General features: G+C 73.2%; 24 protein-coding genes. 14 read left to right on the top strand and 10 right to left on the bottom strand.

Features of this window, described 5'->3' with window-relative positions; genetic code table 11:
• Positions 1-71: 71 nt before the first annotated feature.
• The 5 genes from ACFVGS_RS23180 (at position 72) to ACFVGS_RS23160 (ending at position 6,319) form a co-directional block, all read left to right on the top strand.
• Entirely contained in the window at positions 72-923 is an 852-nt protein-coding gene (locus ACFVGS_RS23180) for a biotin--[acetyl-CoA-carboxylase] ligase (protein ID WP_384411877.1), read from the top strand.
• A gap of 299 nt (positions 924-1,222) precedes the next feature.
• Positions 1,223-2,380, top strand: coding sequence for an adenylate/guanylate cyclase domain-containing protein (locus ACFVGS_RS23175; protein WP_384411875.1), 1,158 nt, complete (start codon positions 1,223-1,225; stop codon positions 2,378-2,380).
• Positions 2,381-2,439: 59 nt separating this feature from the next.
• Positions 2,440-3,243 (top strand): enoyl-CoA hydratase/isomerase family protein, encoded by an 804-nt coding sequence (locus ACFVGS_RS23170; RefSeq protein ID WP_384411873.1) that lies wholly within the window; start codon positions 2,440-2,442, stop codon positions 3,241-3,243.
• 202 nt (positions 3,244-3,445) lie between these two features.
• Positions 3,446-4,597 (top strand): diguanylate cyclase domain-containing protein, encoded by a 1,152-nt coding sequence (locus ACFVGS_RS23165; protein ID WP_384411871.1) that lies wholly within the window; start codon positions 3,446-3,448, stop codon positions 4,595-4,597.
• 492 nt (positions 4,598-5,089) lie between these two features.
• Positions 5,090-6,319 (top strand): hypothetical protein, encoded by a 1,230-nt coding sequence (locus ACFVGS_RS23160; protein WP_384411869.1) that lies wholly within the window; start codon positions 5,090-5,092, stop codon positions 6,317-6,319.
• A 90-nt stretch (positions 6,320-6,409) separates the two neighbouring features.
• Here ACFVGS_RS23160 and ACFVGS_RS23155 read toward each other — a convergent pair whose 3' ends face one another.
• Positions 6,410-6,961 (bottom strand): YciI family protein, encoded by a 552-nt coding sequence (locus tag ACFVGS_RS23155; RefSeq protein WP_384411867.1) that lies wholly within the window; start codon positions 6,959-6,961, stop codon positions 6,410-6,412.
• 198 nt (positions 6,962-7,159) lie between these two features.
• On the opposite strand from ACFVGS_RS23155, the gene ACFVGS_RS23150 reads away from it, so the two are divergent.
• Positions 7,160-8,038, top strand: coding sequence for an NmrA/HSCARG family protein (locus ACFVGS_RS23150; protein WP_385693534.1), 879 nt, complete (start codon positions 7,160-7,162; stop codon positions 8,036-8,038).
• Positions 8,039-8,059: 21 nt separating this feature from the next.
• On the opposite strand, the gene ACFVGS_RS23145 is transcribed toward ACFVGS_RS23150, so the two are convergent.
• Positions 8,060-8,893, bottom strand: coding sequence for a hypothetical protein (locus ACFVGS_RS23145; protein ID WP_385693547.1), 834 nt, complete (start codon positions 8,891-8,893; stop codon positions 8,060-8,062).
• Between the two features lie 431 nt (positions 8,894-9,324).
• Between ACFVGS_RS23145 and hutH the strand changes: the two genes are divergently transcribed.
• Positions 9,325-10,866 carry a histidine ammonia-lyase gene (gene hutH, locus ACFVGS_RS23140; RefSeq protein ID WP_384411941.1) on the top strand — a complete coding sequence of 514 codons (1,542 nt, stop codon included), beginning with the start codon at positions 9,325-9,327 and terminating at the stop codon, positions 10,864-10,866.
• 86 nt (positions 10,867-10,952) lie between these two features.
• On the opposite strand, the gene ACFVGS_RS23135 is transcribed toward hutH, so the two are convergent.
• The gene (locus tag ACFVGS_RS23135) at positions 10,953-11,222 is read right to left on the bottom strand and encodes a hypothetical protein (protein ID WP_384411863.1); all 270 of its coding nucleotides are present in this window, start codon (positions 11,220-11,222) and stop codon (positions 10,953-10,955) included.
• Positions 11,223-11,331: 109 nt separating this feature from the next.
• Between ACFVGS_RS23135 and ACFVGS_RS23130 the strand changes: the two genes are divergently transcribed.
• Both ACFVGS_RS23130 and ACFVGS_RS23125 read left to right on the top strand, forming a co-directional pair.
• Positions 11,332-11,676 carry a hypothetical protein gene (locus tag ACFVGS_RS23130; RefSeq protein WP_384411861.1) on the top strand — a complete coding sequence of 115 codons (345 nt, stop codon included), beginning with the start codon at positions 11,332-11,334 and terminating at the stop codon, positions 11,674-11,676.
• A 272-nt stretch (positions 11,677-11,948) separates the two neighbouring features.
• A complete protein-coding gene (locus tag ACFVGS_RS23125) occupies positions 11,949-13,220 on the top strand; it encodes an Ig-like domain-containing protein (RefSeq protein ID WP_385693533.1) in 1,272 nt (423 codons plus the stop codon).
• Between the two features lie 58 nt (positions 13,221-13,278).
• Here ACFVGS_RS23125 and ACFVGS_RS23120 read toward each other — a convergent pair whose 3' ends face one another.
• Complete coding sequence (locus ACFVGS_RS23120) at positions 13,279-14,139, bottom strand: helix-turn-helix domain-containing protein (RefSeq protein WP_384411858.1); 861 nt, start codon at positions 14,137-14,139, stop codon at positions 13,279-13,281.
• Positions 14,140-14,268: 129 nt separating this feature from the next.
• Between ACFVGS_RS23120 and ACFVGS_RS23115 the strand changes: the two genes are divergently transcribed.
• A complete protein-coding gene (locus ACFVGS_RS23115) occupies positions 14,269-15,312 on the top strand; it encodes an NAD(P)-dependent alcohol dehydrogenase (RefSeq protein ID WP_385693532.1) in 1,044 nt (347 codons plus the stop codon).
• A 110-nt stretch (positions 15,313-15,422) separates the two neighbouring features.
• Here ACFVGS_RS23115 and ACFVGS_RS23110 read toward each other — a convergent pair whose 3' ends face one another.
• Together ACFVGS_RS23110 and ACFVGS_RS23105 are read right to left on the bottom strand one after the other, a co-directional pair.
• Positions 15,423-15,953, bottom strand: a complete 531-nt coding sequence (locus ACFVGS_RS23110; protein WP_385693531.1) for a hypothetical protein — start codon at positions 15,951-15,953, stop codon at positions 15,423-15,425.
• An 83-nt stretch (positions 15,954-16,036) separates the two neighbouring features.
• Positions 16,037-16,930 carry an RNA polymerase sigma-70 factor gene (locus tag ACFVGS_RS23105; RefSeq protein ID WP_385693530.1) on the bottom strand — a complete coding sequence of 298 codons (894 nt, stop codon included), beginning with the start codon at positions 16,928-16,930 and terminating at the stop codon, positions 16,037-16,039.
• Here ACFVGS_RS23105 and ACFVGS_RS23100 point away from each other — a divergent pair.
• The 3 genes from ACFVGS_RS23100 (at position 16,920) to ACFVGS_RS23090 (ending at position 18,759) form a co-directional block, all read left to right on the top strand.
• The gene (locus ACFVGS_RS23100; RefSeq protein WP_385693529.1) at positions 16,920-17,150 is read left to right on the top strand and encodes a hypothetical protein; all 231 of its coding nucleotides are present in this window, start codon (positions 16,920-16,922) and stop codon (positions 17,148-17,150) included. The genes ACFVGS_RS23105 and ACFVGS_RS23100 overlap by 11 nt on opposite strands.
• Before the next feature lie 98 nt (positions 17,151-17,248).
• The gene (locus tag ACFVGS_RS23095) at positions 17,249-17,407 is read left to right on the top strand and encodes a hypothetical protein (RefSeq protein ID WP_385693528.1); all 159 of its coding nucleotides are present in this window, start codon (positions 17,249-17,251) and stop codon (positions 17,405-17,407) included.
• Between the two features lie 11 nt (positions 17,408-17,418).
• Positions 17,419-18,759, top strand: coding sequence for a BTAD domain-containing putative transcriptional regulator (locus ACFVGS_RS23090; protein WP_385693527.1), 1,341 nt, complete (start codon positions 17,419-17,421; stop codon positions 18,757-18,759).
• Between the two features lie 24 nt (positions 18,760-18,783).
• Here the strand turns inward: ACFVGS_RS23090 and msrA are convergent, their stop codons facing one another.
• The 4 genes from msrA to ACFVGS_RS23070 form a co-directional block, all read right to left on the bottom strand.
• Positions 18,784-19,443, bottom strand: coding sequence for a peptide-methionine (S)-S-oxide reductase MsrA (gene msrA, locus ACFVGS_RS23085; RefSeq protein ID WP_385693526.1), 660 nt, complete (start codon positions 19,441-19,443; stop codon positions 18,784-18,786).
• A gap of 144 nt (positions 19,444-19,587) precedes the next feature.
• A complete protein-coding gene (locus ACFVGS_RS23080) occupies positions 19,588-20,679 on the bottom strand; it encodes a hypothetical protein (protein WP_385693525.1) in 1,092 nt (363 codons plus the stop codon).
• 51 nt (positions 20,680-20,730) lie between these two features.
• Entirely contained in the window at positions 20,731-22,332 is a 1,602-nt protein-coding gene (locus ACFVGS_RS23075; protein ID WP_385693524.1) for a M48 family metallopeptidase, read from the bottom strand.
• Positions 22,333-22,523: 191 nt separating this feature from the next.
• Positions 22,524-23,630 carry a hypothetical protein gene (locus tag ACFVGS_RS23070; RefSeq protein WP_384411844.1) on the bottom strand — a complete coding sequence of 369 codons (1,107 nt, stop codon included), beginning with the start codon at positions 23,628-23,630 and terminating at the stop codon, positions 22,524-22,526.
• Positions 23,631-23,710: 80 nt separating this feature from the next.
• Between ACFVGS_RS23070 and ACFVGS_RS23065 the strand changes: the two genes are divergently transcribed.
• Complete coding sequence (locus ACFVGS_RS23065; protein ID WP_384411842.1) at positions 23,711-24,865, top strand: cystathionine gamma-synthase; 1,155 nt, start codon at positions 23,711-23,713, stop codon at positions 24,863-24,865.
• Positions 24,866-25,054 lie beyond the last annotated feature (189 nt).

Genomic DNA, 25,054 nt, shown 5'->3' with positions numbered 1-25,054 from the left:
TACTGACCCGTAGCGTATCGGCGTCGATACGGTTCGGCAGTGCGGCGTTTGCCACACCTACGCTGGCTTGCATGACGTCCTCCCAAGGCTCAGCGGGACGCTGGTCCGACCTCGACCGGCCTCCTCTCAACGCCCTCGCCCTGCGCCGCGCGCTCGTGTCCTCCGACAGCCTCTGGACCTCGCTCGACGTGGTCGAGTCCACCGGCTCCACCAACTCCGACCTCGCCGCCCGCGCCGACGAACTCCCCGAAGGCGCGGTGCTCGTCGCCGAGGAGCAGACCTCCGGGCGCGGCCGGCTCGACCGCAGCTGGACCGCACCCGCCCGCTCCGGCCTCTTCGTCTCCGTCCTGCTCAAGCCTTCCGTGCCCGTGCACCACTGGGGATGGCTGCCGCTGCTCACGGGCGTGGCCGCCGCGACCGGCCTCGCGAAGGCCGCCGGCGTCGAGCTGTCCCTCAAATGGCCCAACGACCTCCTCGTCGGCGTGGGCGGGGAGGAACGCAAGACCGGCGGCATCCTCGCCGAGCGGGCCGGCGCCGACGGCGTCGTCGTCGGCCTCGGCGTCAACGTCAGCCTCCGCCAGGACGAGCTCCCCGTGCCGGCGGCCGGCTCCCTGCTCCTCGCCGGTGCCGTCTCCACCGACCGCGACACCCTGCTGCGGGCCGTGCTGCGCTCCCTGGAGCAGTGGTACGGCGAGTGGGTGCGGGCCGGCGGCGACCCGGCCGCCTCCGGCCTCCAGGAGGCCTACGCGACCGCCTGCGCCACCCTCGGCCGCCGAGTCCGCGCCGACCTGCCCGGCGAGCGCATGCTCGAAGGCGACGCGGTGGACGTCGACGGCGACGGCCGTCTCGTCGTGGCCACCGAGGGCGGCGGGACGGAGGCCGTGGCGGCGGGCGACATCGTCCACCTGCGGTCGGCGGACTGACCGGCGGGCCGCCGGTCGGTGGATCGACCGGTGGGGCGGCGGGCGGCGGGCCGGTGTGCCGGTCGGTGGGCCGGTCCGCGGGGTGGCCGGTGGTCGGTCGCCCGGGGCGGGCCGTGGCCGGACACTCACCCTTACGGACCGGCCGTTCCCGCCCGTGGCGGGCGGTGCGCGGCCGGTTCGGGCGTGAGCCAGCACACACCTGTCGTATCGTGGAGCGCGATTCGTGGAGCGCGACGCGTGACGCGATCCACGCGACAGAACGGCAGGACAGTGGGCAGGGAACGGGCAGGAGGCGGCCGGTGACCGTCGACGACGCGAACAACGGCGGCGCGGCCGAACCAGCTGGACCAGCCGAGCCCTCGGCCTACCCCACGCCCCACCATGTCGTCGACCACACGGCCGAGCCGACCGACGACCCGCTGGCGATCCGCCTCGAACAGCTCATCCTCGGTGCCGACCGCCGCTACACGCCCTTCCAGGCGGCCCGCACCGCCGGCGTCTCCATGGAGCTCGCCTCCCGGTTCTGGCGCGCCATGGGCTTCGCCGACATCGGCCAGGCCAAGGCACTCACCGAGGCCGACGTGCTCGCACTGCGCCGCCTCGCCGGTCTCGTGGAGGCCGGGCTGCTCAGCGAGCCGATGGCCGTGCAGGTCGCCCGTTCCACCGGACAGACCACGGCCCGGCTCGCCGAGTGGCAGATCGACTCCTTCCTGGAGGGCCTCACCGAGCCGCCCGAGCCCGGCATGACCCGTACGGAGGTCACGTACCCGCTGGTCGAGCTGCTCCTGCCCGAGCTGGAGGAGTTCCTGATCTACGTGTGGCGGCGCCAGCTCGCCGCCGCCACCGGCCGGGTCGTGCAGGCCGCGGACGACGAGGAGATGGTCGACCGGCGGCTCGCCGTCGGCTTCGCGGACCTCGTCGGCTTCACCCGGCTCACCCGGCGCCTGGAGGAGGAGGAGCTCGGCGAGCTCGTCGAGGCCTTCGAGACCACCTGCGCCGACCTGGTCGCCGCGCACGGCGGCCGGCTCATCAAGACGCTCGGCGACGAGGTGCTGTACGCGGCCGACGACGCCGGTACGGCCGCCGAGATCGGCCTGCGGCTGATCGAGACCCTCGGCCACGACGAGACCATGCCCGCGCTGCGGGTCGGCCTCGCCTTCGGCACGGTGACGACCCGGATGGGCGACGTCTTCGGCACCACCGTGAACCTGGCCAGCCGGCTCACCTCGATAGCGCCGAAGGACGCCGTCCTGGTCGACAGCGCCCTCGCCGAGGAGCTCACCAGGACCGGTGACGCGCCCGTCTCCGAGACCCGGGCGGCGGAGGAGCTGGCCCGCGCCGAGAAGGAGGGCGAGCGTCCGCCCGCGTACCGCTTCGCGCTCCAGCCGATGTGGCAGCGCCCGGTGCGAGGACTGGGTGTCGTGGAGCCCTGGCTGCTGAGCCGCCGTCCGACCTAGGATCTCCCGGTGAACAGCCGTTAACACCCGTTAACAGGCGCGACCGGAGGGGCCTGAGGATGTCCGAGCAGTCCGAGCAGCGTTTTGGTGAGTTCGTCGCCGTACGGAAGGACGGGCGCGGCCATGTCGCCGAGCTCGTCCTCGACCGGCCCAAGGCGATGAACGCCGTCTCCTCCGAGATGGCCCGCTCCATCGGCGCCGCCTGCGCCGCGCTCGCCGCCGACCCCGCCGTCCGCGTCACCGTGCTCACCTCCTCCAACGACCGCGCCTTCTGCGTCGGCGCCGACCTCAAGGAGCGCAACTCCTTCACCGACGCCGAGCTGGTCCGCCAGCGGCCGGTCGCCCGCGCCGCGTACACCGGTGTCCTGGAGCTGCCGATGCCGACCGTGGCCGCCGTGCACGGCTTCGCCCTCGGCGGCGGTTACGAGCTCGCGCTCTCCTGCGACGTGATCGTCGGCGACGCCACCACCGTGGTCGGGCTTCCCGAGGTGTCGGTGGGCGTGATCCCCGGCGGCGGCGGCACGCAGCTCCTGCCGCGCCGGGTGGGCGCCGCCCGCGCCGCCGAGCTGGTCTTCACCGCACGCCGGGTCGAGGCGGCCGAGGCGCGCGAGCTGGGCCTCCTCGACCTCCTGGAGGAGGACGCCCGTACCGCCGCCCTGGAGCTCGCCGGGCGGATCGCGGCGAACTCGCCGGTCGGCCTGCGCGCGGCCAAGAAGGCCATGCGCCTGGGCCAGGGGCTCGACCTGCGGGCGGGCCTGGAGGTCGAGGACGCGGCCTGGCGCTCGGTGGCCTTCTCCGGGGACCGGGCGGAGGGCGTGGCGGCGTTCAACGAGAAGCGTCGCCCGGAGTGGCCGGGCGAGTGAGCCCGCCGCCTGCCGCGGCCCCCGTAGCCGCAGCACCTCCGTAGCCGCAGCGCCTCCGTGGCCGCAGCCCCTCGGTGGCCGCCGTCCCGCGTCCCGCCCACACGCCTCCGTTCCGCAGGTCGTTGGTCCCGAATTGCACTAAATGTCACTTTCCGTGACGTCTCAGAAGGGAAAACGGATCAAACCTCCCTAAGCTGGAGGAATGGGAGAGGATGTGCGGCTGCGGGCCGTGGTGGCGCTGGCGCAGGCGATGGCGGCGGCGCACACTCCGCGCGAGTTCTGGCGGGCCGCCGCGCTGGGCGCCCGTGACGCGCTCGGCGGCAGCTTCGCCGCGCTCTCCGTCTGGGAGCGGGACCACGGCCGGCTCAAGGTCCTGGTGAACGCGGGGGAGCGGGCGGTGGGGGAGGAGGAGTTCCCGGACGCGGAGACATATCCGGTGCACCAGTTCCCGGAGATCACGGAGTTCCTGCACGAGCAGTGGGCGGGCGGCGGCGAGCCCGACGCATGGGTGGAGACCGCCGACGACCGCGTGCCGACCGGCCGGGTCACCGGCCTGCGGCGGCGCGGGCGCGGCTGCTGCGTGGTCGCCCCGATCGTGCTGCACGGGCGGGCCTGGGGCGAGCTGTACGTGGCGCGGCCGGCCGGGGCGGTGCCCTTCGACCGCGACGACTCCGACTTCGCGACGGTGCTCGCGGCCGTCGTGGCGGCGGGGATCGCCCAGGCGGAACGCCTCGAAGAGGTCCGCAAGCTGGCCTTCACGGATCCGCTGACGGGCCTCGCCAACCGCCGGGCCGTCGACACCCGGCTCGACCAGGCGATCGAGCGCTATCGGGTGGACGGGTCGGTGGTGAGCCTGCTGGTCTGCGACCTCAACGGGCTCAAGCGCGTCAACGACACGCACGGTCACGCGGTCGGCGACCGGCTGCTGGAACGGTTCGGCTCCGTTCTGTCACGGTGCGGCGCGATGCTTCCCGGCGCGCTGGCGGCCCGGCTCGGCGGCGACGAGTTCTGCCTGCTGACGGTCGGGCCCACGGCGGACGAGGTGGTGGCCGTCGCCGAGGAGCTGTGCGTACGGGCGGCGGAACTGGAGCTGGGCGAGGGCGTCGCCTGCGGGGTCGCCTCGACCGGCGACCCGATCGGCCCGCTGAAGTCGGCCCGCCGCCTCTTCCGCCTCGCCGACGCGGCCCAGTACCAGGCCAAGGCGGCCCGCTCGGCGAAGCCCGTGGTCGCCGGCCGCGACGGCACCGTCATCCGCCTGGCCGACGCCCCGCCCGGCGCCCGCGACCGCCGTCGCTTCCGCGACGCGCCACCGGTCGAAGGTCCGCCCGGCGAAGCAGGCTCCGACACCCGCTAGCGCGCGCCGCGATCCGGCCCCGTGAGGGGCCGGATGCCTCCGGGCCCCGCCGCAGGCTCGGCGCCCGTGCCGGTGCAGAGTCGCGCCCCCGTCCCCGCCTACGCCCCCGCCGTCACCCCCACCCCCGCCCTCACCCCACCTCCGCCCTCACCCCACCTCCGCCCTCACCCCACCCCCGCCCCCGAACGCGTACGCAGAGCGCGCGTGGGGTGGGCATGCGCCCTCGTGCGCGGGGCGAGGGGCGGCGCGCGGGGCGAGGGCCGTCGCCTTCGGCCGTACCAGGGCCGGGCCCGTGCGCCGGGACGTGCGCGGGGAGGGGCGGGGGCCGCCACGGCGTGACGTTCCGGCTCCTGGCGGGCCCTGCTCGGCGGCGGGGGCGGTCCCGGAGGCCGCCGCGTGCGCCCTTGTCGGTGCCGACAGCCCCTCCCTAGCATCCCCGGACACCGGGACCCCGTGACCGCGGGGACGGTGACGGTTGATCAGGGGGGTTCCATGAAAAGCCGGTTCAGACGTTCCCTGGCATTCCTGGGAGCGCTCGCTCTGCTGCCCTTGGCGGCGGTCTCCGCCCACGCGGAGCCGTCCGAACCACTGTCCGCCGACCGGGTCGCGGCCATGTCCCCGGAGCGGCAGGCCGAGGTCCTCGAACCGCTGAGGCTGGCGGCCGACGCCGCCGCCCAGGCCGGTCAGGGCCCCATGGCCGACATCTACACCCAGGTCGAGATGGCCTCCGACTACCGCTCCGTGAACGTCTATCTGACCGACCCGGACCAGGGCGCACGCTTCCTTGCGGCCGCCCACCGCGCCGTACCGAAGGCGGACACCCGGCTGATCCGCGTCCTGCCCGCCCAGAAGTCCCGCAAGGACCTCAGGGCGGAGATCTCCGCCCTCACCTCCCGCAAGGACCTGCCCTTCACCGTCTCCCTGGCGGGCACCTCGGTGGACGGCGGCACCATCGAACTCGCGGTCGACAAGCCGGGCGCGGCCCGCGACTGGTTCGCCTCCCCGGCCGTGGCCGGGCAGCGCAGGGCCGCCGGGGCCACTCCCGTACAGGTGCGGCAGGCGCCGCCGTCGGCGCCGCTGAGCCGGTGGAACGACACCTCGCCCTTCTACGCGGGAGCCGCGCTCGGCCCGGCCAACGGCGACCGCTCGTGGTGCACCAGCGGCATCCCCGCCATCAGCACCTGGGACGGCCGCAAGTGGCTGGTCACCGCCGGCCACTGCTACAACGTGAACGACAACGTCTGGGCGGCCGGCGGCAACTACATCGGCCAGGTCAAGTACAAGCGGCCGGAGCTCGACTCCGCCTTCATCGAGGCCCCGACCTACCGCTACACCTGGGACGGCACCGACGCGGCGGGCTACAGCCGCTACCTGAACGGCGTCCGCAACGTCGCCGTCGGCGACTTCACCTGCCAGCTCGGCTACAACTCCAAGGTGGTCTGCAACATCCGCACGGTGTACGCGGGCAACTCCAGCTGGAACGTCAACGGGACCACCGTATGGGGCAGTTACGGCGTCCCGCACTACGGCGGCATCGTCGGCCGCGGCGGCGACAGCGGCGGCCCGGTGATCTACATCAACGACCCGAACTCGCGGCAGCTCAACGGAATCGTGAGCTACGGCTACGGCTGCAACGCCGCGAAGGAGTGCAGCACCGGCCTCGCCTGGGTCGACGTCTGGTCCATCTTCAACGGCTTCGCGATCAAGCTGAACCCGTCCTGACGGGCGGCGGAACACGCACGCGTCCCGCGGCCGGCGGACCGGCCGCGGGACGCGTCCGTCATCGGCGGCGGCGCTCCCTGCCGGCGTCCGCTACCGGCGTCCGCCGAACTCCCAGGCGTACACCTCGACATCGGCGTACCGCTCCACCGTCAGCAGCGCACGCGCCGACTCCGCGTCCGGTGCGCGGACCAGCGCCGCCGTGCCCAGCCAGGCGGAGCCGTCGTCGGACAGCAGGGGGCCGTACGCGATCAGCTCGTCCCGGTCCTCCGGCACCTCCAGGTCGACCGCCTCGCCCTGGCCCAGACCGAGCACCAGGAAGCGGTCGCCCCCGGTCCGCCCTCCGGGGAAGTCCCACATCGTGCGCCCGAGCGCGTTGCGCCACCGGCGGATGAGCACGTCCCGTATGGCCCCGGCCTGGTAGGCCGGCTCGCCGAAGGCGAACTCCCGCGCCTCGGCGGGACCGGGCAGGTCGACGACGTGCACGCTGCCCACGAGCTTCTCGGCGTCGTCGACGTCGAAGGCCGGCCCGCGGGCGATCATCTCCTTCTCGAACCGGTCCATGTACGACCAGTGTGCTTCCAGCGTTTCCCGGCGCAGCGGCAGGGAGCCGGGCCGGTCGCGGTGATAGACGAGGAATTCCATGCGGAGAGGATGCGCGAGCGGGCGGCCGTGAGTCGATCGGTTTCACGCCACCGGCAGGCCGCGGAGAACAGGCCAGGCCAGGGAAAACAACCCATGGAGACCAGGCCGCGGCGAAAAAGTCTGCGCGACGCAGACGAATGCAGTACTCTCTGTGTAGCGCAAAGGTTGCGTCACGCAGAGAAAACCCCGGAGGATCCCATGCTCACCGTCGCCGTCACCGGTGCCACCGGCGCCCAGGGCGGAGCCACCGCCCGCGCCCTCCTCTCCGTCGGGCACCACGTCCGCGCCCTCACCCGCGACCCCGGCTCGCCCGCCGCCCGGGCCCTGTCCGCCCTCGGTGCCGACGTGCGCCGCGCCGACTTCGACGACCGCGCCTCGCTCGACGCCGCCCTCGCCGGCGCGGACTCGCTCTTCGCCGTCACCACGCCCTTCGGCACCGGCATCACCACCGAGATACGCCAGGGCAAGGAGCTCGTCGACGCCGCCGCGGCCGCCCGTGTCGGGCACGTCGTGTTCACCTCAGCCGCCCACGCGGACCGCGGGACCGGCGTCCCGCACTACGACAGCAAGTGGGCCGTCGAGCAGCACCTGTACGCCTCCGGACTGCCCTGGACCGTGATCGGCCCGGCCGCCTTCATGGACAACTACGCCGACGGCTGGACCCTGGAGAGCCTGCGCGAGGGCTCCTTCGCCTGGCCCATGCCGTCCGCCACGCCCCTCACCCTCATCCCCGCCACCGACATCGGCGCCTTCGCCGCGCTCACCCTCCGGCGTCGCGCCGAGTTCACCGGCCGCCGCATCGACATCGCCTCCGACGAGCGCACCTCCGGTGAGATGGCCGCGATCCTCGCGTCGGCCGCCGGCCGGCCGATCACCCACCACGAGGTGCCGCTCGACGTCGTCCGGCGCCACTCCACCGACCTGGCCGCCATGTTCGCGTACTTCGCCGACCACGGCCTCGGCGTCGACGTCACCGGCCTGCGCCACGCGTACCCCGAGGTCGGCTGGCACACCTTCGCCGACTGGGCCGCGGGTCAGGACTGGGCGGCCCTGCTCTCCGCCGGAGTTCCTGTGTGAAGCCCGTCGGCTGGTGCACCGCTAGACCCCGCAGGGGCGACAGACCCCGCACAGTGTCTCGTCCCCGACGGGCCGGAAGAGCGTCGCCTGCGCATGGTCCCCGTCGCACTCTCGTGTCCCGGCCAGCCGGGACGATGTCGCAGGCCGTGCCTCCCGTACGGGCGCGACCTCACGCAGGAGATAGCGCAGCAGGCCGCCGGGTCGATGTACGGGCGTACCGGCGCCAGGCAGGCCACGCAGGATGTGTGCCCGGACATCCTCGGAGGTGTGCCCGGCGTCCAGCCAGTCGGCGGTAAGCCGTGCCAACTCCTCACGCATTCCCGGCGGGATGTGCCGTAGAGCAGGGGAGAGGGACGGTAGTGAGGCGACGAGCGCGCGGGCCTCGTCCGGAGGCTGTGACGTCGACGTGGCGGGACGGTTGGAGGTGTGCTCCCGGAGGTCTTTCTTCGGATGACCGTCGGCGGGCCGGGGTGCCGGAGCGCCGACGGCCGGAATCCGGGGACCCGGCACCACCTGCACGGATGCGGGTGTCCGCCCGAACAGCTTGGCGGCCTGGGCCTCGTTCAACGGGACGTTGGAGACGAGCTGTTGCGTCACCCATCGCCCACCCGGCCCTTGCACCCGCCGTTCGTGGACGAACCCCTCCTCCTTGAGCTCCCGCTTGGCGCGGGTGAACGCGCATGCCCCGATCCGGGCACGTTCGGCTGTTCGGGACAGCGACTCACGGGCGCCGTCGGGAAGCGAAAGCTGCCAGGTCAGCAGCCGCACGGCGTCGGAGCTGAGGCGAGGGTGCCGGATGAGCTCGTGGGAGAACTGGGTGAAGCCGCGCGAGGGCGCGATAAAGTTCCGGTACATCACGGTGGAGTGCTCTTCCACTAGTGGTCGAGGCCCTCGCGAATGGTTGGCGCCATCGCGGGGGCCGTTTTGCGTGAACGTACCGCACGGCATATGCCCGCATCGACACGCAGAGTGAAGAACCCTCTTACGAGTGACAGCAGTTCAGGCCGAAGTCAGGTCGTGAGTCTCCTCCGGGCTCGCCGTCCAGCAGGTCCGCCCCGTGATCAGGGGGCGAGTGGCCCGTAGAGGTGGGGCCGTGCCCGCGCTCCGTCGCCGAGGGATCGACCCCCCCCGGCGCCGCCTCCCGCGCCGCTGAGCCGCGGGTGCCCTCGCGCGGAAGACTGGGACTTCGCGGGCGGCTGCTCCGTAAGGGTCTGGCGTGCCCGGGGCCGGTGACCGTTCCCCTAGTGACAGGTCGCTCTTCAGTCCGTAGGGTGCTGAATATGGATATGCAGACTGTCGTCCTTGGGACGTCCGGCACCACCCCGCAGGACGTCATCGACGTAGCCCGCCACGGCGCCCGCGTCGAGCTGTCGTCCGAAGCCGTCCAGGCGCTCGCCGCCGCCCGTGCCACCGTGGACGCGCTCGCCGCCAAGCCCGAGCCGGTGTACGGCGTCTCCACCGGCTTCGGGGCGCTCGCCACCCGGCACATCGGCCACGAGCTGCGCACCCAGCTGCAGCGGAACATCGTGCGCTCGCACGCCGCCGGCATGGGTCCGCGGGTCGAGCGCGAGGTCGTGCGCGCGCTGATGTTCCTGCGGCTCAAGACCGTCGCCTCCGGTCACACCGGCGTCCGGCCCGAGGTCGCCCAGACCATGGCCGACCTGCTCAACGCGGGCATCACGCCCGTCGTCCACGAGTACGGCTCGCTCGGCTGCTCCGGCGACCTCGCACCGCTCTCCCACTGCGCCCTCACCCTCATGGGCGAGGGGGACGCCGAGGGCCCCGACGGCGTCGTCAAGCCCGCCGGCGAGCTGCTCGCCGCCGCCGGCATCGAGCCCGTCGAGCTGCGCGAGAAGGAGGGCCTCGCCCTCCTCAACGGCACCGACGGCATGCTCGGCATGCTGGTCATGGCCCTCGCCGACCTCGACAACCTCTACAAGTCGGCCGACGTCACCGCCGCGCTCTCCCTCGAAGCGCTCCTCGGCACCGAGAAGGTCCTCGAGCCCGAGCTGCACGCCATCCGCCCGCACCCGGGCCAGGCCGCCTCCGCCGCCAACATGCTGGCCGTGCTCAAGGGCTCCGAGCTCACCGGTCACTACCAGAGCGGCGAGGCCCCGCGCGTCCAGGACGCCTACTCGGTGCGCTGCGCCCCGCAGGTCGCCGGCGCCGGCCGCGACACCATGGCCCACGCCCGGCTCGTCGCCGAGCGCGAGCTGGCCGCCGCCGTCGACAACCCGGTGGTCCTCGGCAACGGCGAGGTCCGCTCCAACGGCAACTTCCACGGCGCCCCCGTCGCGTACGTCCTCGACTTCCTCGCGATCGCGGCCGCCGACCTCGGCTCCATCGCCGAGCGCCGCACCGACCGGCTCCTCGACAAGAACCGCTCGCACGGCCTGCCGCCGTTCCTCGCCGACGACGCCGGCGTGGACTCCGGCCTGATGATCGCCCAGTACACGCAGGCCGCCCTGGTCAGCGAGATGAAGCGGCTCGCCGTCCCGGCCTCCGCCGACTCCATCCCGTCCTCCGCCATGCAGGAGGACCACGTCTCCATGGGCTGGTCCGCCGCCCGCAAGCTGCGCACCGCGATCGGCAACCTCAACCGGATCATCGCCGTCGAGCTCTACGCCGCGACCCGCGCCATCGAGCTCCGCCACGGCCTGAGCCCGGCGCCCGCCTCCGCCGCGGCCATCGAGGCGCTGCGCGCGGCCGGCGTCGAGGGCCCCGGGCCGGATCGTTTCCTCGCGCCCGACCTGGCCGCCGCCGACACCTTCGTACGCGAGGGCCGGCTGGTCGCCGCCGTCGAGCCGGTCACCGGCCCGCTGGCGTAACCCCGCACTCCGCGAGCACACGCGCAGGGGCCGCCCCGGCCGCCGGGGCGGCCCTTCGCCGTACGGGACGAGGACTGCGGCAGGTCTTACGAGGCCCGGCCGCCGCGGCGCATCGCCAGGGTCACGAAGCCCGCGCCCACGCCCAGGAACAGCGTCCCGCCCAGCAGGTACGGCGTGGTGTCCAGGCCGCCGGTCTCCGCGAGCCGCGCGTCGTCCTGGCCCTCCGTGACGGCCGGCCGGCCGCCGTCGGATCTGCCCTGCTCGCCCGTCGCGTTCGCGGACGGCACGAACCACAGTGCGCAGAGCAGTGTCCCCGCGGCAGTGGCGGTGAGCAGCGGGCGTCGGGCGACGGACACGTGTTTTCGATCCCCCTTGCGGAAACCGCGAACTGGTAGGTGCGCCGATGGTATTGAACACAGCGGGTCGCGGGAAAGCCGAGGCCACCCGGCGCTCTACGCTCCGCCCATGAGCACTTCCGAGACATCACGCTATGTACGGCTTCGGGTGGATCTGGTCCTCGAGGTCGACGGGCCCGCCGAGCTGACCGAGGCGGCCGTCGGCCGCATCGAGTCCGACACCTCGCTGCCGGAGGAGGAGCGGGCGCACGCCCGCACCGCCGTCGTCGAGGACAGCGCGGAGGCGCTGGCCTACCTGGTCGAGCCCTTCGACGTCGTCGGGACCGTCCCCGGAATCGAGCTGGTCCAGGCTTCGTGGAGCACCGAGGAGATCGACTACGACCCCGATGCGAGGGGCTGGGACGACGAGGACGAAGATGGTGGGTGGGAAGACGACGAAGAAGACCGCACCTGACTCCTCGTGACCGGGCGGCGATCACCTGTGGATCGCCGGCCGGCCGCGTGCCGGCCGCCGGCCGATAGCCTGTCGATCGCCTGTCGATCGCCTGGCGATCGCGTGCCGACGGAGGCCCCGGGGCGTCGGTGTCCCGGGGCCTCCCCGCGCCCGGGAACCGAACGGTCCGCTGGTGCGTGTGGATCAGTGGTGTTCCCCACAAACCCTCCGGATACGGAACCGGGCGGGTTCTGATGGTCGTTCCAGTGGGAAGTGGCAGGTAGTCGGCGACGATGGAGAAGCGTGTGATGACGGACGGCAAGCGCCGCAAGAGCCTGGCCGCCGCGGCCGCGGTGCTCGGTGGCGTGCTGGTGCTCTCGGCATGCAGCGACAGCGACAAGGGCGGCAGCGCCGCCGATGCCTCGCAGAGCGCGCAGTCACAGGCCCAGGTCGACGAGGCCGCCGCCCAGAAGACCTCCAAGGCGCAGATCACCATCTCGCCGAAGAACGGCGCCCAGAACGCGTCGATCAACGACGACGCCAAGGTCACCGTCACCGACGGCAAGCTCACGGACGTCACCATGACCTCCGCCGAGGGCACCGCCGTCGAGGGCGAGATATCCGCGGACGGCCTCAGCTGGAAGCCGACCGGCCAGCTCAAGCGCGGCACGGTCTACAAGATCGCCGCGACCGCGAAGGACGCCTCGGGCCTCGAGGCCCACGAGAACTCCTCGTTCACCACGGTCTCGCAGGCGAACAGCTTCATCGGCAACTTCACGCCGGAGAACGGCTCCACGGTCGGCGTCGGCATGCCGGTCTCGATCAACTTCAACAAGGCGATCACGGACAAGAAGGCCGTCCAGGGCGGCATCACCGTCACCTCCAGCTCCGGCCAGGAGGTCGTCGGCCACTGGTTCAACTCCACGCGGCTCGACTTCCGCCCGGAGAACTACTGGGCCGAGGGCTCGACCGTCACCATGAAGCTGGACCTCGACGGCGTCGAGGGCGCCAACGGCGTCTACGGCGTCCAGAAGAAGACCGTCACCTTCAAGATCGGCCGCAACCAGGTCTCGACGGTCGACGTCAAGACGAAGACGATGACCGTCAAGCAGGACGGCCGCACCGTCAAGACCATCCCGATCTCCGCCGGCTCCCCGGACAACACCACCTACAACGGTCAGATGGTGATCTCCGAGAAGTTCAAGGAGACCCGGATGAACGGCGCCACCGTCGGCTTCACCGACGACGACGGCAAGGGCGAGTACGACATCAAGGACGTGCCGCACGCCATGCGCCTGTCCACGTCCGGCACCTTCATCCACGGCAACTACTGGGGTGCCCGCTCCATCTTCGGCAGCGTGAACACCAGCCACGGCTGCGTGGGCCTCGCCGACGTCAAGGGCGCCGGCGACCCGAACCAGCAGGCGGCCTGGTTCTACAACAACTCGATCATCGGCGACGTCGTCATCGTCAAGAACTCCGCGGACAAGACGATCGCTCCCGACAACGGCCTCAACGGCTGGAACATGAGCTGGTCGGCGTGGAAGGCCGGCTCCGCCGTCTGACCCGTCCGGGACAGAAAGGCCCCCTCCGGCAGCGGAGGGGGCCTTTCCCGCGCCTCTCTCACACCTCGGCGGGCTCGTCCACGCCCCACTGCGCCAGCAGCCGCAGCGCGTCCGCCGACGGCGAGCCCGGCTCCGCGTGGTACGTCACGAGCACGAGATCCGGGTCGTCGCCCGACACCTTCAGCGACTCGTACTGCAGCGTCATCTCGCCCACCAGCGGATGCCGCAGCCGCTTCTGCCCGTGGCCCTTGTCGGTCACCGTGTGCGCCGCCCACAGCGAGCGGAACTCCTCGCTGCGGACCGACAGTTCGCCCACCAGCGACAGCAGCTCCGGATCGTCGGGATAGACGCCGGCGTACAGCCGCAGCACGCTCACGACCTCGGTCGCCTTGCACTCCCAGTCGACGTACAGATCGCGCGCGTTGGGGTCGAGGAAGATCATCCGGGCCATGTTCCGGTCCCGCGGCTCCCACGCGTCGAGATCGCCCATCAGGGCCCGCGCCATCCGGTTCCAGGCCAGGATGTCGCCCCGCCGCCCGAGGACGAAGGCCGGCACGCCCTCCATGGCGTCGAGGAGATGCGCCAGGCCCGGCCGGATCTGCTGGGGGCGGGCGCTCGCCGCCCGCTGCCGCTTCTTCACGGTCGGCCGGGCGAGGTGCGTCAGATGGGCCCGCTCGGTGTCGCTGAGCCGCAGCGCCCGCGCGATCGAGTCCAGGACCTCCATGGACACGTTCCTGCCGTTGCCCTGCTCGAGGCGGGTGTAGTACGCCACGGACACGCCGGCCAGCTGTGCCAGCTCCTCCCGGCGCAGGCCCGGCACCCGGCGGTGCCGCCCGAACTCGGGCAGTCCCACGTCCTGCGGCTTCAGGCGTGCCCGGCGGGAGCGGAGGAATTCGCTGAGTTCGGCACTGAGGTCCATACGACCCCAGTATTCCCGTTCGTGGCCGGGAACGGACGTACGTTCCTGTCCCTGCCAGTGGTAGGCACACGGGTCGTAGGCAGAACAGTGGTCTGGGTACGGCCGGAAACCTCCGGCAGGCTTTCCGCCATGACCACGAACGTTTCCGCCATCGCTGCACCCGCCGCCAACGCCCCGCTGGAGCGCACCACCGTCCCGCGCCGCGCGGTGGGCGAGCACGACGTCCTCATCGAGATCAAGTACGCCGGTATCTGCCACTCCGACATCCACCAGGCCCGCAACGGCTGGGGAGAGGGCATCTTCCCGATGGTGCCCGGCCACGAGATCGCGGGAATCGTCACCGAGGTCGGCCCCGGCGTCACCAGGCACAAGGTCGGCGACCGCGTCGGCGTCGGCTGCTTCGTCGACTCCTGCCGTACGTGCGAGTACTGCGAGCAGGGCCTGGAGCAGTACTGCGTCAACGGCATGACCGGCACGTACAACGCCCTCGACAAGAACGGCGAGCCCACGTACGGCGGCTACTCGACCCACATCGTCGTCGACGAGAACTACACCCTGCGCATCCCCGAGGGCATCTCGCTCGACGTCGCCGCCCCGCTGCTGTGCGCCGGCGTCACCCTCTACTCGCCGCTCGCCCACTGGCAGGCCGGGCCCGGCAAGAAGGTCGCGATCGTCGGCCTCGGCGGCCTCGGCCACATGGGCGTCAAGATCGCCCACGCGCTCGGCGCCGAGGTGACGGTGCTCAGCCAGTCCCTGAAGAAGCAGGAGGACGCCCTCGAGCTGGGCGCCGACCACTACTACGCCACCAGCGACCCGGAGACCTTCACGGCCCTCCGCGGCACCTTCGACCTGGTGATCTCCACGGTCTCCGCGCCGCTGGACTTCGACGCCTACCTGAGCCTGGTCAGGACCGACGGCGCCCTGGTGAACGTCGGCGCCCCGGAGGAGCCGGTCAAGGTCGGCCTGTTCTCCCTGATCGGCGGCCGCAAGACGCTGGCCGGCTCGATGATCGGCGGCATCAAGGAGACCCAGGAGATGCTGGACTTCTGCGCCGCGCACGGCCTGGGCGCCGAGATCGAGCTGATCACCGCCGACCAGGTCAACGAGGCCTACGAGCGGGTCATCGCGTCCGACGTGCGCTACCGCTTCGTGATCGACGCGTCGACGATCTGACGACGACGGCGAGTGTCCGACGACCGCGGCGACCGCCCGACGACGGTGGCCGCGGTCCGACGACGGTGGCGACGGTCCGACGACCGTGGCGACGGCGCGGACGCGCCCGCTCAGGCGACCTTGTCGCAGAGCGGGTCGGTCGTGCCGTCGAGCATCGTCAGCGTCTTGTAGCCGGTGGGGGAGACGTCCAGGGTGTACGCGCCGTCCACCGTGTACAGGCCGCGCGGCACGTTGCCGCCGCCCGTGCCGAAGCCCGCCAGGATCGGGCCGAGCACGTACCAGCGCTGCGAGCGGTCGGGCCGGAGCTCGACCAGCGCGTGGCCGCTCGCGTCCGCGTCGTACGAGGCGCCCGTCGCCGTGTTCACCACCCGGACCACGAGCGCGCCCTGGTACTCGACGAGCTTCGTGCCGTCCGGATAGGCCCTGACCGTCCGTCGCACCACCTCGTCCACCACCGGCGCCCCCTGCACCGCGAAGTCGCAGCGCACGCCCGCCGGATACGACCAGGACGGGGAGGGCGCCGGCTCCCAGCCGGTGGCCGCGTCGGTGACGGCGCCGGCCGAGCCGGCGGCACCGGCCGGGACCGTCGCGGCGGACAGGGCGGCGCAGGCGGCGGTGAGGGAGACGAGGACACGTCGCATGGAAACTCCTTGCGGGGAAGGGCGGTCGAGCCGTTGCGGTGCCACCCTCCCGCCGCGCCCTCACCAGAACCTGACCACGGAGCTCACGACGTCCGGCGTTCCTCGCGGCGGCGGTCCTTGATCTCCTCGGCGACGCCCCAGCCGTCCCCGACCGGACCCAGGTGCCCGAGCTTGTCGGGGTTGGACACCGAGCGGATCGTCTGGATGTGCCCGTCGAGCACGTCGAGCGTCCAGGTGAACAGCACCCTGCCGTCCCGGTCGCGGAAGACCGCGCCCGGGCTGCCGTTCACCTCGCGCGCCTCGCAGGTCACGTCGACGTCGAGCAGCATGCCGTAGTACGCGGCGAGCAGACGGCCCACGTGGTCGGCGCCGACCACGGTCCTGGCCAGCTGCGGAGCCTTGCCGCCGCCGTCCCCGACCAGCTGCGCGTCGGCCGAGAGCAGCGCCCGCAGCCCGTCGACCTCGCCCGCCTGGAGCGCGTCGAAGAAGCGCGCCGCCAGCTCCTCCCGCTCCACGCGGTCCGCCTCGAAGCGCGGCCGCCCCTCCGCCATGTGCCGTCGCGCCCGTACCGCGAGCTGCCGGCAGGCCGCCTCCGAACGTCCCACCGCCGACGCGACCTCCGGGAAACCGAAACCGAAGACCTCGCGCAGCACGAACACCGCACGCTCCAGGGGACTCAGCCGCTCCAGGAGCAGCAGCGCCGCCATCGACACCGAGTCCGCGAGCTCCGCCGAGCGCTCGGGGTCCTCGTACGGGTCGGCGAGCAGCGGCTCCGGCAGCCACTCGCCGACGTACTGCTCCCGCCGGACCCGCGCCGAGCGCAGCACGTCGATGGAGATGCGGGTGACGGTCGCGGAGAGGAACGCCTTGGGCGAGACGGGCGGGTTCGGGGCGGAGGCGTAGCGCAGCCAGGTCTCCTGCACGGCGTCCTCGGCCTCGCTGACGCTGCCGAGGATCCGGTAGGCGATGGAGAACAACAGCGGCCGCAGCCCCTCGAACTCCTCGGTCCCACCGACCGCGCCCGACCCACGATTCCCGCTGGCCCTGCTGGCCCTGCTGGCCCTGCTGGCCCCGCTGGCACCGCCGGTCCCGCTCGCCCGGTCCGCCCCACCGACCCCACCGACCCCGCCGTCCCTGCCGGCCCCGCCCCACCCCTCCGCCGTGCCCGACCCGCTCATTCCGCTCTCCTCCTCGTGACCCGTCCTCGTGATCCGAGGCCGGCCGTCTCCCTGTCGGGAGACACCGCTCCACCCTCGGAGACGAGACAGCCGCCCCGTCTGTGACATGCCCCGTCTGTGACGTCCCCGCTCCCGGACATCCCGCTCCCGGACATCCCGCTCCCGGACATCCCGCTCCCGGACATCCCGCTCCCGGACATCCCGCTCCCGGACATCCCCGCTCCCGGCGCGGACCGTCCCGCCGCGGGCCGTGCCGGCGCCCGCCCTGCCTCCTAGGGTGACCCTCCATGGACTTCAGCCTCCTCGGCCCCTTCGAGGCCCGCCACGAGGGCGCGCGCGTCGAGCTCGGGACCCGCCGCCAGGAGCGGTGCCTGCTCGCGATCCTGCTGCTGGACGCGGGCCGGGTGGTGCCCGTGGCCCGGCTCGCCGAGCTGCTGTGGAACGGCGCCCCGCCCGCCTCCGCGCGCTCCACCGTGCACACCTACGTCGGCCGGGTGCGGGCCGCGCTCAAGCCGTACGGCGTGACCGTCGCCACCCGCCACGAGGGCTACGCGATCGAGCTGGACGACGGCCGGCACCGGGTGGACGTACGGGAGTTCCTCGACCTCGTCGGGCGGGCGGCGACCGCCGGCGACCCCGGCGAACAGGTGCGGTGCCACGACGCCGCGCTCGCCCTGTGGCGCGGTCCGCTGCTCGACGGCACCGCCGACGGGGCCCTGCGCGAGCGGCTCGGCGGCCGGCTGGCCGAGCTGCGGCTCTCCGCGCTCGAACAGCGGGCCGAGACCCAGCTGACCATGGGCCTGCACACCCGGGTGCTCGCGGACCTCGGCCCGCTCGCCGCCGCGCACCCCGCCAGGGAACGCCTGGTGGCGGCCCTGATGACGGCCCTCTACCGGGCCGGGCGACAGTCCGAGGCACTGGAGCTCTACGAGACCACCCGGCGCCGGCTCGACACCGAACTCGGCATCGACCCCGGCCCGGTCCTGACCACCCTCCACGACCGCATCCTGACCGGCGACCCGCGCCTGGACCGCCCGCCGGCGCCGCTGTACGCGGTCCGGGTCCGCGACCAGTGGCTGCCGTGGACGACCGGCGGGCACCCGGCCCTGGAGTTCTGCAACACGTACGCGGGCTGGCGCCGCGACCCGGCCGTGCCGGGCTCCGACTGGCTGCGCGGCTACCCGGCGCTCGCCGCCTGGGCCGGGCACCACGACCTCGCGGACGACGCCCTCGTGGACCGGCTCCTCAAGGAAGCCGCCGACCGGCCGGAGGCCGCCGCGACGGCCCTCGACGAGGCCCGGGACTTCCGCGCCGCGCTGTACGCCTGCCTCACCGACCCCGCCGACGCCCGCGCCTTCCGCACGGTCGCCGACGCGGCACGGCGGGCGGCCCGCGCTGCCGTGCTCACCCTGGGCCCCGACGGCCTCGCCCACTGGCGGCTGACTCCGTCGGCGGGCCTCGACCTCCCGCTGCTCGCGGTCGCCCGCGCCGCCGCCGACCTGCTCGCCGACCCGCGTCGGCTCACCCTCCGCGCCTGCCCGAGCGCCGACTGCGGCTGGCTCTTCCTGGACGAGTCCGGCCGCCGCCGCTGGTGCTCACTGGCGACCTGCGGCGACGGCCGGAACTGAGAAGGAACGGGCGGGCCGGCGGCGCTACTCCGCCTTGGCGACCCCGATCGGGCAGGACACGCCCGTGCCGCCGATGCCGCAGTAGCCGGCCGGGTTCTTGTCCAGGTACTGCTGGTGGTAGGCCTCCGCCGGGTAGAAGGTGCGGCCTTCGGCCGGCAGGACCGTGGTGGTGATCTCGCCGTAGCCGGAGCCGGTCAGGACCTTCTGGTACGCCTCGCGGGAGGCCTCGGCCGTCGCGGCCTGCTCGTCGGAGTGGGTGTAGACGGCGGAGCGGTACTGGGTGCCGACGTCGTTGCCCTGACGGAAGCCCTGGGTCGGGTCGTGCGACTCCCAGAACAGCTTGAGCAGCCGCTCGTACGAGACCTTCGACGGGTCGAAGACCACGCGGACGACCTCCGTGTGGCCCGTGAGGCCCGAGCAGACCTCCTCGTACAGCGGGTTCGGGGTGTAGCCGCCCTGGTAGCCGACGAGCGTCGTGTACACGCCCTCGGTCTGCCAGAACTTGCGCTCGGCGCCCCAGAAACAGCCCAGGGCGAAGTCCGCGACCTCCAGGCCCTCCGGGTAGGGGCCGAGCAGCGGCGTACCGAGGACGGTGTGGCGCTCCGGGACCTGGAACGCGGGCTCGGGACGCCCGCCCAGGGCCTGATCGGGAGTGGGGAGGACGGGGGTTCGGGACAGGAACATGCTGCATCTCTCCTCGACGGTCGGCGACAAGCACAACGCGGCGGGGCCGCAAGGGATTCCCGCCCTCGCGGCCCCGCCGCTCCCTGGCCCGGGCCCGCGGCCGTCCGGCGCTCGCGCCCGGCCGCGTGTGCCCGGCCCGTGCCCTCAGCCCGCCTTGCGGACGGTCAGTTCGCGTGCCTTCACGTACGCCTTCGCCGGGTCCCCGTAGTAGTTCCACGGGAACGCCCCGATGTGGCCGTCCACCAGCCGGAACTGCTCCAGGGCCTCCGGGTAGCGGCGCAGCTCCACCAGGTACCAGGCGAGCAGCAGCCTGACCTCGTTGAGCCGCAGGTGGTCGGCCGGCGCCGCCGCCACGTCCGCCGCCAGGGTGTCGACCATGGCCGACACCTCGGGCGTGCGGTAGCCCCGGTCGGTGTGGCCGAACGACTCGTGCTCGTACCAGCTGATCAGCGGGAACGCCGTCAGCAGGCTGCCGCGGGGAGCGGTGGCGACCACCCGGTCGGTGAACTCGCGCGCCAGTTCCACCGAGCCGCGCCACTTCTGGCACCAGTACTGCATCGCCGCGTAGTGCGCCGAGTAGTGGTGCGGGGCGCGGGCCGTGATGCGCTCCCACAGGGCGCGCATGTCGTCGTGCGAGTAGCGCAGCGCGAGCGCGACCCAGATCTCGTCGATGTACGGGGTGGGGTCGGCGGGGTTGAGTTCGGCGGCCCGGGCGATCTCGCCGCGGGCCCGGCGCATCATGCGGTGGAAGCCGTCGAACTGCTCCCGCGTGGTGTTGGCGGCCGTCGCGCTGCCGCGCAGTTCCCCGGCCAGGCTGACGGAGCTGTCGGCGCGTACGACGGCCGCGTCCGGGCTGTCGGGCTCCGCCGCCTCCCACGCCGCCAGCCACGTGTCGTCCTCGGCGGCCAGCGAGCCGAGCCGGGCCACCTGGAACGTCCGGGTCTCCCAGTCGGGACCGGCGGTGGTGGCCGACAGCAGCTCCGCGGCGGGCTTCCAGTCACCGGTGCGCGCGGCGTCGAGCGCCGCGGCGAGCGCCGGGTCGAGCGGTCGGCTCCGCTCGGTGTCGAGCCGGTCGGCCGGCAGGAAACCGAGCGCGGCCGAGCGGGCCGACACCTGCGGTGCACCGGCCGCCTGACCGGTGGCGGCCGCTCCGGACACCGCCTTCCGGGCCTTGCGGGACTGCAGCCAGAAGTAGATCGCCACGGCGATCACGATCATCGGTATGAGACGGGGCATCAGTGGATGTTCCTCGTGAGAAGGTCGGGGGCCTGTCCGGGAAGGGGACGCTCAGTGGGCCGCGGCCGGAGCGGCCGGCGTCAGCAGCGCGCGCAGCGGCCCCGTGTCCGGACGGTCGGCCGTGGCCGCGTCCAGGGCCGCGGGGAGCCGGTCCGCCGTGTCGTCGTCCAGGTCCAGGGTCGCGGGGCCGCTCCAGGAGAGCTCCCAGCGGGCGCGGCCCGAGCGCAGCAGTTCCTCGGTCACCATCGCGGACAGGCCGCGGCGCAGCGCGGGGCGGGCGAACTCGCGGGCCACGCGGCCGCTCGCCGCCGCGGCCTCCTCGGACTTCGGCAGGCGGCCGGCGATCTCCCACAGCGCGCCCGCGTCGATCGCGTCGAGCAGCCGGGGGAGCGTGACCGCCGCCCCTCCGGCCGCCGTTCGCAGCTCTTCCGCGCCCTGGGCGACCCGGGCGCTCATGGACTCGTGGACCAGTTCGGCCCATCCCAGGCGCCGCATCCGCTGTGCCTCCGGCGTCAGGGACACGTCCTCGACCGCCGCCAGCGCGGCCTCCGGATCGGCCAGCAGACCGAGCGCGGGCCCGGTGCCCTCGGCGGACCGGCCGTCGTCCGGCAGCGCCTCGATCCGGGCGACCCGCTCGGCCACCGGCGGGTGCGAGTCGTAGGGGGAGGCGGGCTCCTGCGGCAGTTCCTCGCGCAGTCCGGCCAGTTCGCCGGCGCGGGCGGCGAGCAGGTGCCGTACGCCGCCGAACACCTCGCCACGGGCGGGCAGCAGCCCGAACTCGGTGCCGAGCGTCGCGTACGACGAGAGGTAGAAGTCGTGGGCGGCGTCGATCGCGTGGATCTCGCGCAGCGCCCGCGCCGTGGCGTCGCGGCCCGCGATCCGGGCGGCGGCCAGGTCGGCGGCGAGTTCCTGGCGGCGGGCGCCGGACAGGGTGGCGCGCAGGTAGAGCCGCCCGTACGCCGAGTAGATCTTCGCCATCATGCGGTAGGTGACACCGGTGCCGGTGGTGTCGACCTCCTTGGCCGACCTGCCCTTGGCGACCCGCTTCTCGGACTTCTTCTCCTGGCGTGCCCGCTCCTGCGCGACCTTGGCGTCGGCCTTCGCGTGGAACATCGCGATCATGCGGCCGACCTGGACGCGCCCGCGGACGGTGAGCGCGGACAGACGGGTGTCCGCGTTGCCGTAGTGGCCCAGCTCGTGGGCGAGGACCGCGCGGAGCCCTGCCTCGTCGAGGCCGGCCATCAGCGGCAGTCCCAGGAACAGCCGGCGGCGGCCGCCCAGCAGGCCGAGGAAGCGGGCGTCCTCGCTGACGGCGGCGTTCACGTCGGGGGTCAGCCGGATCTCGTCCGGCGCCCGGGTGCCCACCTGCTCGGCCAGCTCGCGCACGGTCGCCCACAGCCGGGGCTCGTCCGTCTCGCTGACGAGGAGTCCGCCGGGCTCGTCGTCACGCGGGGTCCGCAGCATGAACATGCCCCGGACGACGGGGATCGCCAGGACCACGGTGACCACGAAGATCTTGAGCCGGACGGCCGCGGGCGCCCACACCCACGACGCCCAGTCGACGGCACCGAGCAGCGCGAGCAGCCCGAGGCCGAGCAGATAGAAACCGGAAAGCAGTACGAACGCGCGCACGGCACGCAGAGTCGCGCCCATCGGGCAGAGTCCCCCCACGGGAAATACGGAAACGGCAGGCATGTGGGGGGAGTGCGGAGTATCGCCTACCCGCGGGTAGGACGTCCAGCAGATTCCGCGCGCGGGCCGGCCGGCCCCCCGTCACCGGCGCGAGATCGCCGCGCCCTCCCAGCACCGGCGCCCGCGCCCCCGGAGCGGGCCCCGCGCCCCGGTCACCTCGGCAGCGTCGCCGGGCTCCCGCCGTTCGCCTCGTACGCCGCCACCACCAGGTTCCGCCGCAGCGTGTACGCCGCCGCCGGGTCCTCGTCCAGCGTCCACGGCAGCGCGCCCACGTAACCGTCCACCTTCACCAGGAGCTGCATGGCCTCGCTCCAGCGCTCCGCGCCCAGCAGGAACTCCACGAGCAGGTGCCGCACGTGCGCCAGCATCGGGTCGTCGACCCGCGCCGAGTGCACCGCGTACATGGCGCCCTCCACGGCCTTGGTCACCACCGCCGTGCGGTGGAAGTCCACGCCGACGACGAACTCGGGCCGGTTCTCGAAGACCGCGAACAGCGGCAGCGCCGCGAGCAGCGAACCGCGCGGTGCGCGGGCGGCGGCCGTCGTCGCGAAGTGGTCCGCCTCCTCACGCGAGCCGTGCCACTTCTCGCACCAGTAGTGCAGCGCCGCCAGATGCGCGCCCATGTGCTCCGGCGCCCGGTCGATGACCTTCGCCCACACCAGGTCGAACTCCTCGTGGGCGTAGCCGAGTCCACGGGCCACGGCGAGCTGCGAGATGTACGGCACGGGGTCGCCCGGCGCGAGGAGCGCGGCCTGCTCGCACGCCGTCCTCGCCTCCTCCAGGATGACCCGGAAGTCCTGCGTGCCCGCCGTCGAGGTGCGCCACGCCTGCTGCACCAGGAACTCGGCGTACACCTGCGCGCCGCCCGGGTCCTTGGGCGCCTCGGCCCGCCAGGAGCGCAGCCACGCACCGCCGACGCCGGGCCGCTCGGCCAGCTCGAGGGAGGCCGCGCCCGCGAAGGCCTGGACCCGCTGCCAGCGGATCTCGCCCTCCTTCTCGGTGCCCTTCAACAACTGCGAAGCAGCCCGCCAGTCCTGCGTCGCCTGCACCACGTCGAGCACGTCGAGGAGATCCCGGTCCGGTCCCGGCAGCCGCACGTCCTGCTCCTCCTGGCGCAGGAACCCGTACGCCTCGGGGTCCGCCGCGTCGGGCGAGCCGGGCGCCACGGGGCGGATGACACCGCGCCTGCCGCGCCACACGAAGGGAGCCAGAACGCCGAACAACATGCCCAGCGCGATGAGGAACCACAGAATCTCCATGCGTCCATTGTCCAGGACGCTCCGGCACACCTGCTGAGACACCGGGCGGCGGCCCGGACACGGGACTACGCTCCTGCATCATGAGCGACCAGCACTCCCACCAGAGCTTCGAGACCCGCGCCATCCACGCGGGCAACACCGCCGACCCGCTGACCGGCGCGGTCGTCCCGCCCATCTACCAGGTGTCCACCTACAAGCAGGACGGTGTGGGCGGACTGCGCGGCGGCTACGAGTACAGCCGCAGCGCCAACCCGACCCGGACCGCGCTGGAGGAGAACCTCGCGGCCCTGGAAGGCGGCCGCCGCGGCCTCGCCTTCGCCTCCGGCCTCGCCGCCGAAGACTGCCTGCTGCGCACCCTGCTCGTCCCCGGCGACCACGTCGTCATCCCCAACGACGCCTACGGCGGCACCTTCCGCCTGTTCGCGAAGGTCGTCCAGCGCTGGGGCGTCGACTTCTCCGTGGCGGACACCTCGGACGTCGAGTCGGTGCGCGGCGCGATCAACGACCGTACGAAGCTGGTCTGGGTCGAGACGCCCTCGAACCCGCTGCTCGGCATCACCGACATCGAGGCCGTCGCGGGCGTCGCCCGGCAGGCCGGCGTGAAGCTGGTCGTCGACAACACCTTCGCCTCCCCGTACCTCCAGCAGCCGCTGTCGCTGGGCGCGGACGTCGTCGTGCACTCGCTCACCAAGTACATGGGCGGCCACTCCGACGTGGTCGGCGGCGCCCTGGTGACGGCCGACGCGGAGCTCGGCGAGGAACTGGCCTACCACCAGAACGCGATGGGCGCGGTCGCCGGCCCGTTCGACTCGTGGATCGTGCTGCGCGGCATCAAGACGCTCGCCGTCCGCATGGACCGGCACAGCGAGAACGCCGGCAAGGTCGTCGAGATGCTGACCCAGCACCCGAAGGTCACCCAGGTCCTCTACCCGGGCCTGCCGGAGCACCCGGGCCACGAGGTCGCGGCCAAGCAGATGCGCGCCTTCGGCGGCATGATCTCGTTCCGCGTGCAGGGCGGCGAGGAGGCGGCGGTCGAGGTCTGCAACCGCGCCAAGCTGTTCACCCTGGGCGAGTCCCTGGGCGGCGTCGAGTCGCTGATCGAGCACCCGGGCCGGATGACGCACGCGAGCGTCGCGGGCTCGGCCCTGGAGGTCCCGGCGGACCTGGTCCGCCTGTCGGTCGGCATCGAGAACGTCGACGACCTGCTCGCGGACCTGCGCGAGGCGCTCGGCTAGCCGCCACGCCTCCGGCGCGACCGCGCCGCACCGACGACGGCGGGGAGGGGTGCGGGGCCGGAGCGGGGGTGGGGGTGTCCGGACGTTTTAGCCTCCTCCACGAGCGAAGCGAAGTTGTGGTTGGCTGCCGGGAACCCCCACCCCCCGGGGGGGGGGCGGGACCCCCGCCCCACAAACCCCCCCGCCGGC

The organism is Streptomyces sp. NPDC127114 (assembly GCF_042677525.1).
Taxonomy (GTDB): Bacteria; Actinomycetota; Actinomycetes; order Streptomycetales; family Streptomycetaceae; genus Streptomyces.
Note: the sequence above shows the minus strand (reverse complement) of the source record. Positions and strands in the feature narration are given on the sequence as shown.